The organism is Streptomyces sp. NPDC056128 (assembly GCF_042263835.1).
Taxonomy (GTDB): Bacteria; Actinomycetota; Actinomycetes; order Streptomycetales; family Streptomycetaceae; genus Streptomyces.
Genome location: NZ_JBHJVQ010000037.1, coordinates 30,902 through 46,574, shown reverse-complemented (window position 1 = coordinate 46,574; position 15,673 = coordinate 30,902). Strand labels below are relative to the sequence as shown.

General features: G+C 68.6%; 18 protein-coding genes. 16 read left to right on the top strand and 2 right to left on the bottom strand.

From position 1 onward, the window contains the following. The first annotated feature begins 6 nt into the window (after positions 1–6). From ACFC1X_RS36600 to ACFC1X_RS36565, 8 genes are all read left to right on the top strand, one after another. The gene (locus tag ACFC1X_RS36600; RefSeq protein ID WP_122615988.1) at positions 7–1,344 is read left to right on the top strand and encodes a CpaF family protein; all 1,338 of its coding nucleotides are present in this window, start codon (positions 7–9) and stop codon (positions 1,342–1,344) included. A 104-nt stretch (positions 1,345–1,448) separates the two neighbouring features. After that, positions 1,449–2,393, top strand: coding sequence for a type II secretion system F family protein (locus tag ACFC1X_RS36595; protein WP_376362763.1), 945 nt, complete (start codon positions 1,449–1,451; stop codon positions 2,391–2,393). Between the two features lie 51 nt (positions 2,394–2,444). Then, positions 2,445–3,356 (top strand): DUF5936 domain-containing protein, encoded by a 912-nt coding sequence (locus ACFC1X_RS36590; RefSeq protein ID WP_376362760.1) that lies wholly within the window; start codon positions 2,445–2,447, stop codon positions 3,354–3,356. Positions 3,357–3,701: 345 nt separating this feature from the next. After that, a complete protein-coding gene (locus ACFC1X_RS36585; RefSeq protein ID WP_361640732.1) occupies positions 3,702–3,902 on the top strand; it encodes a hypothetical protein in 201 nt (66 codons plus the stop codon). After that, positions 3,902–4,498, top strand: coding sequence for a pilus assembly protein TadG-related protein (locus tag ACFC1X_RS36580; RefSeq protein WP_376362756.1), 597 nt, complete (start codon positions 3,902–3,904; stop codon positions 4,496–4,498). Before ACFC1X_RS36585 ends, ACFC1X_RS36580 begins: the two co-directional genes overlap by 1 nt. A 33-nt stretch (positions 4,499–4,531) precedes the next feature. Then, positions 4,532–5,110 carry a hypothetical protein gene (locus tag ACFC1X_RS36575; protein ID WP_376362753.1) on the top strand — a complete coding sequence of 193 codons (579 nt, stop codon included), beginning with the start codon at positions 4,532–4,534 and terminating at the stop codon, positions 5,108–5,110. An 8-nt stretch (positions 5,111–5,118) separates the two neighbouring features. Beyond that, the gene (locus ACFC1X_RS36570; RefSeq protein WP_376362750.1) at positions 5,119–5,748 is read left to right on the top strand and encodes an OmpA family protein; all 630 of its coding nucleotides are present in this window, start codon (positions 5,119–5,121) and stop codon (positions 5,746–5,748) included. A gap of 7 nt (positions 5,749–5,755) precedes the next feature. Then, the gene (locus ACFC1X_RS36565) at positions 5,756–6,265 is read left to right on the top strand and encodes a hypothetical protein (RefSeq protein ID WP_376362747.1); all 510 of its coding nucleotides are present in this window, start codon (positions 5,756–5,758) and stop codon (positions 6,263–6,265) included. Positions 6,266–6,277: 12 nt separating this feature from the next. On the opposite strand, the gene ACFC1X_RS36560 is transcribed toward ACFC1X_RS36565, so the two are convergent. After that, positions 6,278–6,661, bottom strand: coding sequence for a DUF192 domain-containing protein (locus ACFC1X_RS36560; protein WP_376362744.1), 384 nt, complete (start codon positions 6,659–6,661; stop codon positions 6,278–6,280). Between the two features lie 259 nt (positions 6,662–6,920). Here ACFC1X_RS36560 and ACFC1X_RS36555 point away from each other — a divergent pair, with 259 nt between their 5' ends. The 8 genes from ACFC1X_RS36555 (at position 6,921) to ACFC1X_RS36520 (ending at position 13,779) form a co-directional block, all read left to right on the top strand. Then, positions 6,921–7,583, top strand: a complete 663-nt coding sequence (locus ACFC1X_RS36555; protein ID WP_376362740.1) for a hypothetical protein — start codon at positions 6,921–6,923, stop codon at positions 7,581–7,583. Next, on the top strand, positions 7,571–8,599 hold the full coding sequence (locus ACFC1X_RS36550; RefSeq protein WP_376362738.1) for a hypothetical protein: 1,029 nt from the start codon (positions 7,571–7,573) through the stop codon (positions 8,597–8,599). The genes ACFC1X_RS36555 and ACFC1X_RS36550 overlap by 13 nt, the downstream gene beginning before the upstream one ends. Before the next feature lie 411 nt (positions 8,600–9,010). Next, positions 9,011–9,328: a hypothetical protein gene (locus tag ACFC1X_RS36545; RefSeq protein ID WP_376362736.1), complete on the top strand. Its 318-nt coding sequence runs from the start codon at positions 9,011–9,013 to the stop codon at positions 9,326–9,328. After that, a complete protein-coding gene (locus ACFC1X_RS36540; protein WP_376362733.1) occupies positions 9,325–10,650 on the top strand; it encodes a hypothetical protein in 1,326 nt (441 codons plus the stop codon). The genes ACFC1X_RS36545 and ACFC1X_RS36540 overlap by 4 nt, the downstream gene beginning before the upstream one ends. Before the next feature lie 89 nt (positions 10,651–10,739). Beyond that, positions 10,740–11,333, top strand: coding sequence for a hypothetical protein (locus tag ACFC1X_RS36535; protein WP_376362730.1), 594 nt, complete (start codon positions 10,740–10,742; stop codon positions 11,331–11,333). A gap of 5 nt (positions 11,334–11,338) precedes the next feature. Continuing rightward, positions 11,339–12,004, top strand: coding sequence for a hypothetical protein (locus ACFC1X_RS36530; RefSeq protein WP_376362727.1), 666 nt, complete (start codon positions 11,339–11,341; stop codon positions 12,002–12,004). A gap of 42 nt (positions 12,005–12,046) precedes the next feature. Continuing rightward, positions 12,047–12,919: an LLM class flavin-dependent oxidoreductase gene (locus ACFC1X_RS36525; RefSeq protein ID WP_376362724.1), complete on the top strand. Its 873-nt coding sequence runs from the start codon at positions 12,047–12,049 to the stop codon at positions 12,917–12,919. Between the two features lie 59 nt (positions 12,920–12,978). Beyond that, positions 12,979–13,779 (top strand): methyltransferase domain-containing protein, encoded by an 801-nt coding sequence (locus ACFC1X_RS36520; RefSeq protein ID WP_376362721.1) that lies wholly within the window; start codon positions 12,979–12,981, stop codon positions 13,777–13,779. A 46-nt stretch (positions 13,780–13,825) separates the two neighbouring features. Here the strand turns inward: ACFC1X_RS36520 and ACFC1X_RS36515 are convergent, their stop codons facing one another. Further along, positions 13,826–15,028, bottom strand: coding sequence for a winged helix DNA-binding domain-containing protein (locus ACFC1X_RS36515; protein ID WP_376362718.1), 1,203 nt, complete (start codon positions 15,026–15,028; stop codon positions 13,826–13,828). Between the last annotated feature and the right edge of the window lie 645 nt (positions 15,029–15,673).

Here is a 15,673-nt window from a genome sequence, read left to right as displayed (position 1 = left end):
GGACGCATGAGCCTGCGCGCACGCATCCACTCGCCCGAGGAGCACGGCGGCCGGGGCGAGGACGGACACCTGGTCGCCTCCTACCGGGCCAAGCTCCTGGAGGAGATCGACCTCGCGGAGATGAGTTCCCTCGCGATGGCCGAACGCCGGGCCCGGCTGGAACGGGTCCTCGGCCACATCATCAGCCGTGAGGGCCCGGTCCTGTCCACGGTTGAACGTTCCCAGCTCATCCGCCGGGTGGTGGACGAGGCCCTCGGCCTCGGCATCCTGGAACCGCTGCTCGAGGACGCGTCCGTCACGGAGATCATGGTGAACGGCCCCGACGCGATCTTCGTCGAGCGCGGCGGCCGCGTCGAACAGCTCCCGCTCCGCTTCGCCTCCCACGACCAGCTGATGCAGACCATCGAGCGGATCGTCTCCACGGTCAACCGCCGCGTGGACGAGTCGAACCCCATGGTCGACGCCCGCCTCCCCTCCGGCGAGCGCGTCAACGTCATCATCCCCCCGCTCTCCCTCACCGGCGCGACCCTCACCATCCGCCGCTTCCCGCGCTCCTTCACCCTGCACGAGCTGATCGGCCTCGGCTCGCTCGACGAACACATGCTGTACTTGCTGGCCGGCCTCGTGCAGGCCCGCTTCAACATCATCGTCTCCGGCGCGACGGGCACCGGAAAGACCACCCTCCTCAACGCCCTCTCCGGCCTCATCCCCGAGTCCGACCGCATCATCACCATCGAGGACTCGGCGGAACTCCAGCTCCAGCAGGCCCACGTCATCCGCCTGGAGTCGCGCCCGCCCAACGTCGAGGGCCAGGGCCGCGTCACCATCCGCGACCTGGTCCGCAACTCCCTCCGTATGCGCCCCGACCGCATCGTCGTGGGCGAGGTCCGAGGCGGCGAGTCCCTGGACATGCTCCAGGCCATGTCGACGGGTCACGACGGCTCGCTCGCAACGGTCCACGCCAACAGCGCGGAGGACGCCCTGATGCGCCTCCAGACCCTGGCCTCAATGTCGGACGTGGAGATCCCGTTCGTCGCCCTGCACGACCAGATCAACAGCTCCGTCGACGTCGTCGTCCAGCTCACCCGCTTCGCCGACGGCGCCCGCCGCATCACCGAGATCGCCCTGCTGGCCAGCCACGGGGGCGAGCCGTACCGCCTGGCCACGGTCGCCCGCTTCAACGCCCGCCCGATGACCGCCGACGGTCGCGTGCACGGCGCGTACGAGTACTTCCCCCTCCCGCACCGCACCGCCGAGCGCCTCTACATGGCCAACCAGCCCGTCCCGCAGGCCTTCGGCGTCGCCCACTCCCTGGACCAGCTCACGACCCGAGAGGCCAGGTAGGACCGCCGAATGGAAGCAGGACACGACCGCCGAACGGAAGCCGGACACGACCGCCGGTCGGAAGCCGGACAGGACCGCCCGATGGACCCAGGTAGGACCGCCCGATGAAACTGGAAACGCTCGTCACGCTCACCACCGGCATCACACTGCTGACCTGCGTCCTGGCGGTCGTCGGCCTGCACTCCTACGCCGCCGGCCGGGCCCAGCGCGCCGCCCTGGTCGACCGCCTCGCGGCCACCGGGCAGATACCCGTCACCGGCCGACGGCGCCGCTTCCCCACCCTGGACCGCCGCCTGCGCCGTACCAAGCTCGGCAGGAAGCTGGAACTGCGCCTGGCCGCCACCGGCCTGGACGTCACGCCCGGCGAGTTCTTCGCCTACATGGTCGCGGCGGTCGCCGGCCTGTGGCTGGTGGGCCAGGCCGTCCTGGCCCCCTTCTTCGGCCCGCTCGCGGGACTCCTGGGCATCGGCGCCGCCGTCCAGTTCCTCAACTGGCAACGCCAGAAACGCATCGAGAAGTTCATCAACCAGCTCCCCGAACTCGCCCGCATCCTCGCCAACGCCACCCAGGCCGGCCTCGCCCTGCGCACCGCGATCGGCATGGCGGCGGAGGAACTGGAGGCCCCGGCCGGTGAGGAACTCGGCAAGGTCGCCGACCAACTCGCCATCGGCGCCTCGATGGACGACGCCCTGGGCGAACTCGCCGAGCGCCTCCCGTCCCGCGAACTCGTCGTCCTGGTCACCACCCTCGTCCTCTCCAACCGCGCGGGCGGCCAAGTGGTCAGCGCGCTGCGCAACCTCACGGAGACGCTGGAGGAGCGCAAAGAGACCCGGCGGGAGGTCCGTACGCAACTCTCCCAGGTCAACATGACCTCGTACGCCGTCCCCGTCCTGGGCGTCGGCTCGTTGTTCCTGATGAACGGCGTGAAGGACGGCGCCCTGGAACGCATGACGGGCTCCTCGATCGGCCAGGCGGCGGTGATCACCGCTTTCGCCCTCTACGCGGTGGGCTTCGTCCTCATCCGCCGCCTCTCTCGCATCGACGTCTGAGGGGCTGGAATGGGATCGGGATCGGGGCCGGGATTGGGAATGGGACCGGATATGGGACCGGATACGGGACCGGGAATCGAACTGCTCCTCGCCCTCCTCATGGGCGTGGCCGTGTGGGGCGTCTTCGCGGGGATCCGCATGTACCGGGCCGAGGCCAAACTCCCCGACGACCTCGCCCTCGCCCTGGAGGTCGGCTCCACCCGCACCGGCCCGGTGGACTCCCTCATCGACCGCATGGGCATGCGCTACGCCCCCGCCGTCCTGCGCCTGATGGGCCCGGCCCTGGTGGCCAAGTACCGCCGCAGGATCGACCTGGCCGGCAACCCCGGCGGCCTGACCATCGACCGCTACGCCGCCCGCCGCGCGGTCTACGGCTTCCTCGGCGCGCTGGGATTCCTGGTCTTCCTCCTGCGCGGTCAGTTCGTGGTCGCCCTCCTCCTGCTGGCCTTCGGCGCGTTCTGGACGGAGGTCGGCATCTGGTCGGCGATCCGCATCCGCAAGGACGTCATCGAGCGCACGCTCCCGGACTTCCTGGACGTACTGGCGGTCGTGGTGAGCGCGGGCCTTGGCTTCCGCCAGGCCCTGGACCGCGTGGCGATGCGCTACGAGGGCCCCTGGGCGGACGAACTCCGCATCACGCTCCGCCAGATGGACCTCGGCATGAGCCGCCGCCAGGCCTTCGCGGAGCTGCGCCGGCGCAACGACTCCGAACAGGTGGCGATGTTCGTGACCGCGCTCCAGCAGGGCGAGGAACTGGGCGCCCCCATCGTCGAGACCCTGGTCTCCCTGGCCAAGGACATGCGCCGCACCGACGCCCAGAACGCCCGCCGCAAGGCCGCGCGAGCGGTTCCCAAGGCCACGATGATGATCACGACCTTCATGGTCCCGGCCACGATGATCCTCCTCGGCGCGGGTCTGATCCTGGGCTCGGGGACGGACTTCGGAACGATCACGGGCGAGTAGGGAGGGAGGAGGACGTCATGTCGAACACGCAGCCGGTGAAAGGGGGCGGCGTAAACCATCACGGTGCGACTGCACACGAAGCGATGACGTCAACAACCAATGATCTATGGCCCAGTCGGGCTACTTCCGTGCAATACCTTTCGCACTTGCAATCTGCTGTGGGAGAGTCGTTGTCTGGTACTCCCGACAGGTCGGGGTCCCAACGGAGCGCGAGGGGGGTGGAGTTCGTGGACAACACGACACCCGGCACGACCGGCCGGCGGCCCGCTCCCCACATCAGCCGCGCACCCGGGGCGACCTCGATGGACCGACCCACAGCAGCCGTCCACCCTGGAGGGGAACACCATGACCAACTGGCTCCACACCACAGCCGCCTACTTGCACTCCCGCGCCGCCGCCCGCAACGACAGGGGCCAGACGGCTGTGGAGTACCTGGGGATCATCGCGGTGGTGGTGGCGATCGTGCTGGCGATCACGGGGACGGATATCGGGCAGTCGATCTACGACGCGATCGTGGACAAGATCGACGAGGTCACCGGCGGCTGATGCGCCGTCCGACGTGCGGAGACGCGGGGCAGGCGTTCCCCATCTACATCACGGTGGTGGGGGGCCTGCTCTTTCTGGCGTTCGCGTACTTCGCGGTCGGCCAGGCCTCGGCAAATCGGAACGGCGCCCAGACGGCCGCCGACGCGGCGGCCCTCGCGGCAGCGCAGGACACGCGCGATCAACTCGCGGCCATGTGGATCGACGACGTCCGGGATCCGGCCAGGTGGCGAGGCATTTTCGATGGTGATGTGGCGGGCCTCCTGCCTTCGTGCTGGCGCGGCGAGCAGCTCGCCGCGCAGAACAACGCCCGTGTGTTGAGTTGCCATCCGGAAGGACGGCTCGGCTTCACGGTAGACGTGGAGACGAACAGGCCTGTCGGGGACTCCATTGTGCCCGGCACAGAGGACAAGAAGTCCCGCGAATCTGCGACTGCCGTGATCGAACCCGCGTGCACTTTTGAACCTCCCATGGAAGGCGCAGAGGACGACGTGCTGCCCCAGCTCACCTGCCAGGACAAGCAATGGGACCTGGATCCGGAGAATCTGGAAGACCTGCCGACAGCAGCGGAACTGTTTGACGTCCATCTGGCCGACTGACTAGCTATCGACAAGGACGAGGAAAGCAGGGGCATGAACATGCGGTTCACCATGAAGGCCCGCAGAGGGGTGATCGCAGTGGTCGTCGGGGCTGGCCTTGCCCTGAGCGTGGCCGGCTGCAGCGGTGGCGACGGCGAAGACGGAAAGTCGGAAAGCTCGGCGTCTGCTTCCAAGGACGGTGGCTCGGATCCAAGTGCTCAGGAGGGATCGGACGAACCGCTGGCTGAGCTCAAGGGGGAGGAGGGGCTCATCCTGAAGCTCACTTCGGCCCAGAGAGACGCTGGGGGGTTTGTCACCGTCAGCGGTGAGTTGAAGAATGACGGTGACGAGCCGGCCCGTGTATCCGTACGCACCGCGGGCGACGAAACGGAGATCATCAGGCACGGGTCATCGTTGGGTGGCGCGACACTCGTGGATTCGACGGGCAAGAAGCGCTACTACGTGCTTCGTGACACGGATGGCCGTCCCCTCACCACTACGAACATGCCGAGGATCAAGGCCGGCGACTCTGTTCCTGTCTTCATGCAGTTTCCCTCTCCGCCCGCGAGCATCACCGAGGTGACGTTCCAACTCCCCACCTTCGCCAGCGCGACCATCCCCATCTCCGGGTGAGGTGCACCATGACCCCAACCCCGCGCATCACCCGCACCTTGGCCACGGTCACCCTCATGTTCGCCACGACCATCTACGCCACCAATGCGGCATCCGCCGATGACGACCCGAACGATCCTCCAGGCACGGAAGCCTCCCCCTCCGCCCCCGTGGAGGTCGACCCCGCCGACCCGGACCTCAAGATCCCCGACGGCGCCACGCTCGCGCAGGCGAAGGTGCTGGACATCAAATCCGTCGTGGAGGAGCAGAGCGGCGACGAACGCCGCGAGGACACCAACACCAGCGTGACCCTCGCGCTCCAGGCGGAGGTCCTCTTCGGCAAGGACAGCGCGAAACTCGGCGCCCAGTCGAAGTCCCGCATCACTGGAATCGCCGAGGAGATCAAGACCCAGAACGCGACCCGCGTCCGAGTCTTCGGCTTCACCGACAACCTCGGCTCCTCCGCCCACGGCGACGTCCTCTCCAAGAAGCGGGCCAACGCCGTACACGACGTCCTGTCCCAGACCCTGAACGACGCCGGCATCACCTACGAGGTCCGCGGCTACGGCGAGCAGTACCCCATCGCCGACAACGCGACCGAGGCCGGCCGCAAGAAGAACCGCAGGGTAGAGGTCTCCTTCCCCCGCACGGAGGGCTGAGAGCCCGATGCCGAACCGCACCAAGAAGTACCTGGGCAGGGGATGGCCACTAGCCCTCACGACCCTGACGATCCTGACTCTGCCCGCCTGCAACTCGTCCGAGGAGCCCTCCGCCGCACCGCCCACGTCGACCCGCTCCCACCCGGCCCCCGAGACACCCTCCGCTTCCGCCTCCGCCGCCGACGTCGCGGCCTGCACCGACGGCAACTGCGAGATCACGGTGACCAAGCCCGTGACGATCCGCCTTGAAGGCCCGGACGGCAGCCCGACAACGCTGTCGGTCACCGAGGTAGGCCCGAACAAGATCGAGTACGAGGTGAAGTCGGGCAACGGCCAGTCGAAGGGCGGCGCGAGCGGAAAGGGCCAGGGCTGCCTCACGGTCCTGCGAGCGAACGGCAGCGGCAACTCCTGCGGCCCCCTGAGGGACACCCGCCCGGCCGCACAGCAGGACGCGGTGGTCATCCAGGCAACGACGAGCGCGGACGGCACGGCGACCCTCCACGTGGTGACCCCCTGAACCAGCCCCTACCTACCCCACCACACCCCCCAGGACCTCCACCCGCGCCCCCGCCCGCACCCCCCACCCGGCCATCACCCCGGCCTCGGCCTCCAGCACATGCCGGGAACGCACCCGGGGCAACCCCAGCCGGCCCGGCCGCATGGTGAGTACGGCGATGACGCGGAACCGCCGGTCGAGGTAGGCCACGTCGATGGGCATCCGCATCCGGAAGGTGTGCACGCTGTTGGCGGGAGTGAGCAGCATCGCCCCGTCAAGGGAGTCCCGCCCCAGCAGCCCGCGGGCACGCGCACGGTACGACCGGGCAACCTCCAGCGGCACCCGCACGCCAGGTCTCCCGTCCACCCCCTCCACCACCAACACACCCGCCCCGTCCCGCCATAGCCGCCGCCCCATCCCGACACGCCTCCCCGCCGCCACGTCCTGAGTCTTTGCTGCTTCCTCTACGAAATGTTCTGGAACAACACGGGGACCCTGCAACCGGAGTGCGGACCCTCTCGTGTTACGGAACCGTTATGGCCGAAGAAGCCACACGTAAGGCTGATTTGGACCCATAGGGCACCGTGGGCATACCGGTTTCACCCTGGTGCCACCGGAGCCCGGTGGATAGCGTTGCTTCGCTGAAGAGAACCCTCGTCCCACCCAGGAGCCCACCGTGACTCGCCGCCGCCCCTCCCTACTCGCAGCGCTCACGCTGACCGCCGCTGCGGCCCTGACGCTGTCCGCATGCGGAGGCGACGACAGCTCCTCCGACGAGAAGGACAAGATCGCGGGGGCGGACACGGGCAGTTCGACCCCGTCGGCCTCACCGACCACGTCCGAACCGTCGACGGCGGACCGACCGAAGATCGAGTTGCCGACCGATGTGACGTACAAGTTCGAGTGGGGCAAGACCGGCGATCCAGTCAAGGATGCCGTGCTGCATGATGCCGAACAGCGCATCAGGGCCGTGGACATGGCCATTGCGGAGCAGGACGCGCTTCACGCGGCCTATCGCTTCTACTCCGAAGGCGAAGCCGCCGCCGGGAGCCAGAAGTACATCCAGGAGTTCGTTGATCACAAGGCGCGTACGACCGGCGTGACTCGCTACTACGGTGAAAGCGTGAACGCCAAGGATGACGGCACCGCTTCACTTGTGTACTGCGAGGACCAGAGCAAGGCGTTCAACAAGTTCCTCAAGACGGGGAAGACTGACGTCACCTCGGCGACGAAAGACAGCTACGTCCTATATGCAGGCACTCTGCGCAAGAATGGCAGCGGTGTCTGGGTTACCGAGCGATTGGTTTCGGAGCGGGGGAGCTCAAAGTGCCAGCCATGAACCGAAGTAAATTCCTGGTCCTGCCTGTTGGCCTGGCCACCCTGATCCTTTGCGCTGTTGGCCCAGCCCACGCGCAGAAGGGCTTCGGCGGAACGGACGGGGAAACGGAACAGAGCGCGGAGACTGGCCCTGACGGCACAGTCGGGGTATCGGTCGCTGGCGTCGTTTTCGACCGTTCGAAGAACGGCAGCGGCGGTTCTGCTGGGGCGTTGACCTCGTCCACGTCTTGGACCCCGCCGGCATGCTGGTACGCGCCCAAGTACACGCCGAAGCAGCTCCAAGATTACCTGGAACCGATCTGGGAGGTCGGCTCTACGGGGTACGAGTGGGACGCCAAGCAGCGGGAGAAGTACAACGCCAAGGACGAGAAGAAGGGCTTCAACAAGGACAAGACCGGCAAGGGCTACTGGTGGGCTTCGTACGTGGACAAGAGCTACCCGCCGGGCTGGGACTCGTGTAAAAAAGACTACTTCTGGGTGGATGTCGGCGATCCCCCGCCCGCCGACATCGAGAACGCCGTAACCCCGGAGGTCCTCGCCGAACTCGCCTACGCGGAGATCCGCGTCCCGGGCACCGAGGTGACACTGGCGCCCGCGGAGGCGACCAAGGTGAACCTGCCGACGTGGGCGTGGCTGGACGCTGCCGAGTTCAAGCCCGTTTCGGTCACCGCGTCCGTGGAGGTCCTCGGTATCAATGCGACGGCCACGGCGGAGCCGGTCTCACTGGAGATCAAGCCGGGCACCCCGGATGCCGAAACCTACCCGGCTTCGGGCGTATGCGAAATCAACAACGGTCGTATCGGTGAGCCGTACGCGAAGGGCAAGGCGGACGCCGCGCCACCGTGCGGAGTGAAGTACCTGCGTTCCTCGGGCGACGGCACATTCCCGCTTCAGGCGACGGTCACGTGGGAAATCCACTGGACCGGCAGCGACGGCGCGGGAGGCGATCTCCCCGACGGATCGTTCGGCGCGACGCAGGACGTCGTCGTCCAGGAGATCCAGGCCGTCAACCGCTGATTCGAAGCAACGTCGGCGACAGTGCATCGCATGAGAAGGGCGAGAAGGCGGGGGCTGACACGGGCAACGGCGCGTCGGTGTCTCCCCGCCCTTCGCCTGAGGTGCAGTGCTTCGATCGGATGGTCAGCTCAAGCGCGGGGCGACAAGAACTCCGACGGTGTCTGTCAGACCTCCCAGATCCTCTCGACGCGGGGCGTCGGCGGTGAGCGCGGCCCTGCCGGACCTCGGAAGCCGGTAGGTGCCACGCCGTTCACGCACGCCCCCCACCGTCAACCGCGCACCCGCGTCGACAACCGTCAGTGCGCAATGTGGTCCCCCGGCGAGGGGCGACGGGCGTAACCGCGCCACGAAACTCGGATGACGTCGTTCCTCACATCGATGCGGGTGGGCCGGTGAGAGGGGACGGGGTACGTGGCGGAGCGGCTGGTTGTCGATGGGGACGAGCTCGGGCGGTTCATGAAGTCGCTGAAGCGGTCATCGAGCTCGCTCAGGGGTGTGCGCAAGGCGTTGTCCGATGCCACGATCGTCGGGCTCGGTACGGATGATCTCGACTCCGCGTGCGAGTCCTTCCAGGAGGACTGGAAGTACGGCTCCGAGGAGATCGGCAAGCAGACGGAGGACCTCGCCGAGATCATCGGCAAGAGCAGGGACAGCTACCTCGAGGTCGACAAGGCGCTCGAGGAGGCGGTGCGGGCGTCGCGCGACGGCAAGGGCGGCGGCGCGAAGTGACCGTCACGGCCGAGAACGACCCATACGGTGCCGCGCTCGATCCGCGGTCCCGGGCGGATCTGGACAAGCCGCAGGGGCTGAAGTCCGCGCCGCGCATGCCGAACCCGAGCTATCCGCATCTCGGGTTCGATCCGGTGCCGGGTGAAACGGAGGCCGTGCGGGGGCTGGAGAAGAAGCTCAGCGGGTGCGCCAAGGTTCTCCAAGAGGCGTACGACCTCGTCACCAAGCTGCTCGACGGCAGCTACTGGAAGGGCGACGCCGCCGTCGCCTTCCGGGAGCAGCTCGACGGCGGGCCCTTGCCGCTGAACCTCAAGAACGCGGCGCACTCCATCCGCAAGGCGGCCCGGCAACTCGACCGCTGGGAGGGCGAACTCGGTGACTTCCAGCGGCGGGCCAGGAAGCTGGAGGAGGACGCGAGGGACGCGCGGGCCGCGGTGGAGCGGGCGCAGGGGCGCGTGGACAAGGTGGGCGACGACCCCGACCAGAAGGTCCTCACGCGTGCGAACGGTGACCTGGACGATGCCCAGGCCGAGCTGAACAAGGTCATCGGCAAGGCGAAGAGGCTGGCCGGCGAGCATGAGGAGAAGGCCGGGTACCGGGCGCGCAAAATTCGTGACGCCACGAAGAAGCTGGTGCCGCATGAGCCGGGGTGGTTCGACGAGGCCCTCGACTGGCTGGGCGACAACCTGCCGGACATCCTCAGCTTCACGGCGGGGCTGGTGGGGGTGGCGGCGCTGCTTCTGGCGGGGCCGATGGGGTGGGGGGTCGCGACCTTGGCCGCGCTGCTGTTGACTGCCTCGGGTCTGAGCTCGGGCGCGCTTGCGCTGCGACTCATGGACCCGGAGGTGCGGGCATCCATTTTTGACGGCATCACCAAGGGTGAACTCGATGCCGACTTCTGGAGCAACGCCGTTTCAGTGGGGGCGGATTTCGCCGGTGCATTGCCCGGAGTGGGGGCCGTCGCCAAAGGAAGTATCGAAGCGTTGCACGCTACTCGGACGAGTACGTCGTCGCTCAGCTTCTGGCAGAAGGCAGCCACCTTCGGCTCGAGGTCGCTCGATGAAGCCGGTCATATCTCCGGGCTGGAGAACAGTCTGGTCGCGCGGGCTGTGCGCGGTTTCGGCAATCCAGAGAAGGCTGCGAAGGTTGCGGCCGCAGCATCAGGTTTGACAGGGACTGCGACGGGCGGATTCGCGCTCTATAGCAAAGCCGTGGACGCAGAAGACGATGGCATCAAGGATGGTGCGGTGGCGGCCATCGACGGCTCTCGCTTGATTCTGGACAACGGGGCAATCATCGGTCTTGTTCGTCATGTCTTTTGACGTCACACAGGAAGGTGCGAATTATGGACCCTGTCTCCTGCAGTAGGGCTTGGGCGCATCCGGCCACGCGATGGTCATGGTTCTCACACATGGTCATGAACGTCCTCGGCCTTGTTTGCTGGGCCGGCGGGTGGGTCGCCCTCCTGGGAATTTCGACTTACACGCCGAATTGGGTGGTGTGGGTGTTCATGCCGTACTTCATCTATGGCCCCTATCGCGTCCTGACGCAGTTGAAGTACTTTCCGGCGGCCTTTTTGATGTTGCGTATTCTCCGCACGTATCCCTGGCAAGTGGAGCAGGGCGCTCCTCGCGGATTGACGAAGCGCCCCGAAGTGATGAGCAAGCATTACGGGTGGTTCGAGTTCCCTAATCCGGCAAAACAGGATCAGAAATTGCCGCTCGTCTTCTCTCGGCATCTCCGCATGGAGTGGTGGGCCCGCCGAATGGCTCCTCGTGCTCGGGCGCATCTGAAGGCTGATATCGAAACCGTCTGGTTCGCCGGTGATCCGCGCTTCATCGGGGTGATCGCCGCACCTAATCGCAAAGGAACTGCCCCCCGTCGCCTGCATGTCATTGAGCAGCGAATCGACGCTCGGAGCGGTTGGAGCTTCGCCGACTGGGGGGCCACACACGATGACATCGAGCGCGGACGCCGAGTCGGCGTCCATCCCGTCAATTCCTGAGGCGCGTGGTGACTCCCGCAGCGATCATTGTTCACGAATCCGTCCACGACCCACACGCGGAACTCTGGTTCGCCGAACCGGCCGGCTTCACGGCTCTGCCGTGGGAAGCCTTGCTTGCCGAGCCGGGCACACCGGGCGCGGACAGCCTGCGCGAGGCGATGGCACGGTTGCTCGCATCAGCATCCAGCGAGATGGCTCGGCAGGAGTTCATCGCGCTGGTCGCCTCAGGCCAGCAGATGCTCGCGGCCCTACGCGAGTTCGGAACTGTTCACTGTTCCGTCGGTCTGCACCGCGACGACATCGGTGGCAGGCCCCGCCCTCTGCTCTCCTTCCTCACCATCACCTGGCACGCCACCGCGGCCGCCCCCCGAGCGGCGACCGCGGCCCGTGCCGTGACCGCAGCCGTCGGGCACAGCCGCATCGAGTACGTCGACCTGCCCAGCGGTCCCGCCACCCTCAGCGAGACCACGGCGGGCCCCACCCCCGGCAGCGGCCTCCCCCAGCTCCCCCTCCTCCAAGTCCACGCCCACATCCCCCACCCCGACTGCAAACGCGTGGCCGTGTTCACGTTGAGTACCACCGTGTCGGCGCGTCGGGGCGAGTACCGGGCGATTCTGCGGCAGGTTGTCGAGACCGTCAGGTTTGCGGACCCGCTGGCGGCGGAGGCGTAATGCTGTTGTCCGGTGGGGCGGGGCACAGGTAGGAAGAGGGGCATGACTGGACTCGGTGCCGTATTCCGCCCCCAGCTCGCCCCCGAGCGGCTGCGTTCCGTGGCGCGTGTCGCCGATGAGGCCGGGCTGGAGGAGCTGTGGCTCTGGGAGGACTGCTTCCGGGAGGGCGGGATCTCCACCGTCGCCGCCGCGCTCGCGTGGACCGAGCGGGTCCGGGTCGGGGTCGGACTGCTCCCCGTGCCCCTGCGCAACGTGGCCATCACCGCGATGGAGGCCGCCACCCTGCACCGGATGTTCCCCGGCCGGGCCGTTCTCGGCGTCGGGCACGGGGTGCAGGACTGGATGGGGCAGGTGGGGGCGCGGGTCGAGTCGCCCGTGACTCTGCTGCGCGAGTATCTGCTCGCTCTTCGGGGCCTGTTGGACGGACAGCGGCTGACGACCGAAGGGCGCTACGTCCGGCTCGACGACGTCGCGCTCGACTGGCCGCCCGCCGGAACCGTCGACGTGTTCGCCGGCGCCACCGGGCCCCGTTCGCTGCGGCTGGCCGGTGAGGCCGCCGACGGGACCGTGCTCACGGCGTCCACCCCGCCCGACGGAGTCCGACGGGCCCGGCGGCTCATCGACGAGGGGCGGGAGGCCGCCGGGCGGACGGACGCGCACACGGTCGTCGTCTATCTCCTCACCGCCACCGGGTCCGGCGCGGCCGAGCGGCTGCGGGCCGAACTGGTCGCCGAGGGCGACGTCGACGTGCCCGGTCTCGGGGTCGCGGGGGACGCGGAGGCCGTTGCCGAGGCCGTGCGGCGGTTGGCCGAGGCCGGGGCCGACACCGTGATCCTCCAGCCGACCGGGGACGAGCCCGACCCGGAGGCGTTCGTGCGGTTCGCCGCCGAGGATGTCCGGCCCCTGGTGAAGTAGCCCGCCTTCTCCGCCCAATCTTCGTAATTGTCCCCAGCTCATTGAACGGATTCGCCCGCATGTCCTCCCAGCCTCACCCCCGTACCTTCGACGAGCTGCTCGACGAAGGCGCCTCCGTGTCCACCGAAGGGTGGGACTTCTCCTGGTTCGAGGGGCGGGCCACCGAGGCGCGGCCGTCGTGGGGGTACGCGTCGTCCATGGCGGGGCGGCTGGCCGAGGCCACCGCGGTGCTGGACGTGCAGACCGGGGGAGGGGAGGTACTGGACTTCGCCCTCCAGCAGAGCGGTGCCGAGCGCCGGCCCCCGCTCGTCGTCGTCACCGAGGGCTGGGCGCCCAACGTCGCCAAGGCCACCCGGCTGCTCCGGCCGCGCGGTGTCCCCGTCGTCGCCTCGCCCGACGACGCGCCCCTGCCCTTCGCCGACAGCGCCTTCGATCTCGTCGTCAGCAGGCACCCGGTCCAGCCGCACTGGGACGAGATCGCCCGCGTACTCGCGCCCGGCGGTACGTACTTCGCCCAGCACGTCGGTCCCGCCAGTGTCTTCGAGCTGATCGAGTACTTTCTGGGGCCGCTGCCCCAGGAGAGCTACGGCCACCGCGACCCCGAGCGCGAGCGTGCCGACGCCGAGGCCGCCGGGCTCGAGGTCGTCGGTCTGCGGGCCGAGCGGCTGCGGATGGAGTTCCTCGATGTCGGCGCCGTCGTCCACTTCCTGCGCAAGGTCGTCTGGATGGTCCCCGGCTTCACCGTCGAGGAGTACCGCGACCGGCTGCGCGACCTGCACGAGCGCATCGAGGCCGAGGGGCCCTTCGTGGCGCACAGCGCCCGGCACCTCTTCGACCTGCGCAAGCCGCACGCCAGTTGAGTTCATCTTCGAGTGAGTTCATCTTCGACGGCCGTTGCGCCCGCCTTCATGCGTGCGCTCCCACCCGTACCTCTCCGATCACCAGCTCCGCACGCGCCTCCAGGACCGCCCCCACCCGTTCCGCCCGCACCGCCAGTTCCCGTTCCTGCCGTGCCGTCAGGCGGCCGAGCGGTTCCACCGTGACCGTCGTCCGGCGGCCCCGGCGCAGCTGGTGCCAGACGCCCGCAGCGACGCCGTCGACCAGCAGTACGGGGAAGTTGCCGGCCTGCCCGCCCGCGAGCGCCCGCTCGTAGGCCGCGCCGGGGAAGAGCAGCTCCCGTGGCTGGGCGGCGATGACGTACGCGTCGAAGTACGGGAGCAGGCGTACCCCGCGTACCAGGTCGTCCCGCTCCGGGGCGGCCGGGAAGTCGGTGTCGCCGGCCGCGACCCACGCCGGCGTTCCCTCGAAGTCGACCTCCTCGATCTCGCCCGCGCCGGCCAGCTCGTCGTACAGGCCCCTCGCCCAGGCGGGCGGCGCGGCCAGCCAGCGGGCGAAGTACTGGGGTGTGGCGGGGCCGTACGCCCGCAGGTAGCGGCGGACCAGGAGGCGCGTCGCCTCCTCGGGCGGGAGCGGGGTGAAGTGCGGTGGGCGGGTGTACGTCACCTTGCGGCCGCGGTTGGGGCCGAAGGAGAGGGCGCCGCAGTGGCCCGCCCGGTGCAGGACCTGGCGCCAGCGCGGCCACATGGTCTGGAACGCCGGCATCACCAGGTCGCCGGCCCAGGGACCGGTGCGGGCGACGACCTCCTCGCCGAGTTCGTCGATGGTCAGGAACCTGCCGTCGAGCGCGTCGCCGATCGCCGTCACGACCTGCTCGGCCTGGTCGTCGGTGAGGCGTACGTCGGGCGCGAAGGAACCCGAGCCGTCGGGGATCGCGGGCAGCGCGGCGCACCACATCGGGAGGTCGCGGGCCGGGAGCAGGTGCACCGTGCCGCGCGGGCCGTGCGTCTTGATCAGTGACGGGGCCGCCGGGCCGGGCGTGGTGGGCGGGGCGGCCGGCCACAAGGCGTTCCGTACGTCCACTCGGGTGATGTCCTCGGTCCGCAGACCGACCGACAGTTCGGCCGCGGACAGGACCTGGGCGTGGACGCCGAGCATCGCGGCGGCCACGTCGGCGGCCGGGGTGCCCGTCCGGGCGGACTTGGCCAGGAACTGTCGTTCGAGGCGCCGTGCGCTCGCGGCGGCCCAAGTGATCCGCGTCGTCTTCGTCATGAGGTGACGTTAGGGGAGTAGTAGGACGGTTCTCGTCCCAGTGGGTCGGGGTGGGGTGGGAGCTATCCGGGCGTATGGGGCGTGCCTTCGCAAAGGTCGCGGTGGCCGGAGCGAGGGTACGAAATCGCCCGCCGATCCCCACAGGGTGTCCACATCGTTATTCATCGTTGTCCTCCTCGGGTCCGTTCCGCACGGCCGGGTCACGTAAATTCGAGCCAGGTAATTCGCGTGAGCAAAGCTGCGCGTGTGGCACCGCGCAGAGGAGGGGGCTGCGCGGTGCCGGGTCAAGCGGGCGCGCGCCCCGCGCGTCACCCGGTCGGGGGATGGGGGGGGCGGCCCTGGGGTCGGCCCTCTCGTCACTCCGCTCACCTGTGAATCCGTGGTGTATGCGCTGTGTATCCGGTGTGCGCCCGGGGGGCGGCTGTGTTTTGGCCATGATTCAGGGCGGAATGAGCGCTTCCGGGGGCATCTTGGCGTCGCTGGCCGACTCCGGAGAGTAGTTGTGGCACGCCGATGCACGCAGCATCACTTACAAAGGGTTATGGTGGAAACCCCCCCTCGGGCCGGTCCGTATCCCCCCCACGGACCGGCCCGTTTTTTTCTGCCCGTCGGCCGCGCTCCCGTCGCGGGCTCCCTGCGCGCTCC

Excerpts from the sequence above, each read along its gene's own strand:
- ACFC1X_RS36590 (WP_376362760.1), top strand. The coding sequence starts at position 2,445 with ATGGGACCGGATACGGGACCGGGAATCGAACTGCTCCTCGCCCTCCTC.
- ACFC1X_RS36525 (WP_376362724.1), top strand. The coding sequence starts at position 12,047 with ATGACTGGACTCGGTGCCGTATTCCGCCCCCAGCTCGCCCCCGAGCGG.
- ACFC1X_RS36515 (WP_376362718.1), bottom strand. The coding sequence starts at position 15,028 with ATGACGAAGACGACGCGGATCACTTGGGCCGCCGCGAGCGCACGGCGC.
- ACFC1X_RS36595 (WP_376362763.1), top strand. The coding sequence starts at position 1,449 with ATGAAACTGGAAACGCTCGTCACGCTCACCACCGGCATCACACTGCTG.
- ACFC1X_RS36570 (WP_376362750.1), top strand. The coding sequence starts at position 5,119 with ATGACCCCAACCCCGCGCATCACCCGCACCTTGGCCACGGTCACCCTC.
- ACFC1X_RS36575 (WP_376362753.1), top strand. The coding sequence starts at position 4,532 with ATGAACATGCGGTTCACCATGAAGGCCCGCAGAGGGGTGATCGCAGTG.
- ACFC1X_RS36560 (WP_376362744.1), bottom strand. The coding sequence starts at position 6,661 with ATGGGGCGGCGGCTATGGCGGGACGGGGCGGGTGTGTTGGTGGTGGAG.
- ACFC1X_RS36600 (WP_122615988.1), top strand. The coding sequence starts at position 7 with ATGAGCCTGCGCGCACGCATCCACTCGCCCGAGGAGCACGGCGGCCGG.
- ACFC1X_RS36520 (WP_376362721.1), top strand. The coding sequence starts at position 12,979 with ATGTCCTCCCAGCCTCACCCCCGTACCTTCGACGAGCTGCTCGACGAA.
- ACFC1X_RS36585 (WP_361640732.1), top strand. The coding sequence starts at position 3,702 with ATGACCAACTGGCTCCACACCACAGCCGCCTACTTGCACTCCCGCGCC.
- ACFC1X_RS36565 (WP_376362747.1), top strand. The coding sequence starts at position 5,756 with ATGCCGAACCGCACCAAGAAGTACCTGGGCAGGGGATGGCCACTAGCC.
- ACFC1X_RS36580 (WP_376362756.1), top strand. The coding sequence starts at position 3,902 with ATGCGCCGTCCGACGTGCGGAGACGCGGGGCAGGCGTTCCCCATCTAC.
- ACFC1X_RS36535 (WP_376362730.1), top strand. The coding sequence starts at position 10,740 with ATGGTCATGAACGTCCTCGGCCTTGTTTGCTGGGCCGGCGGGTGGGTC.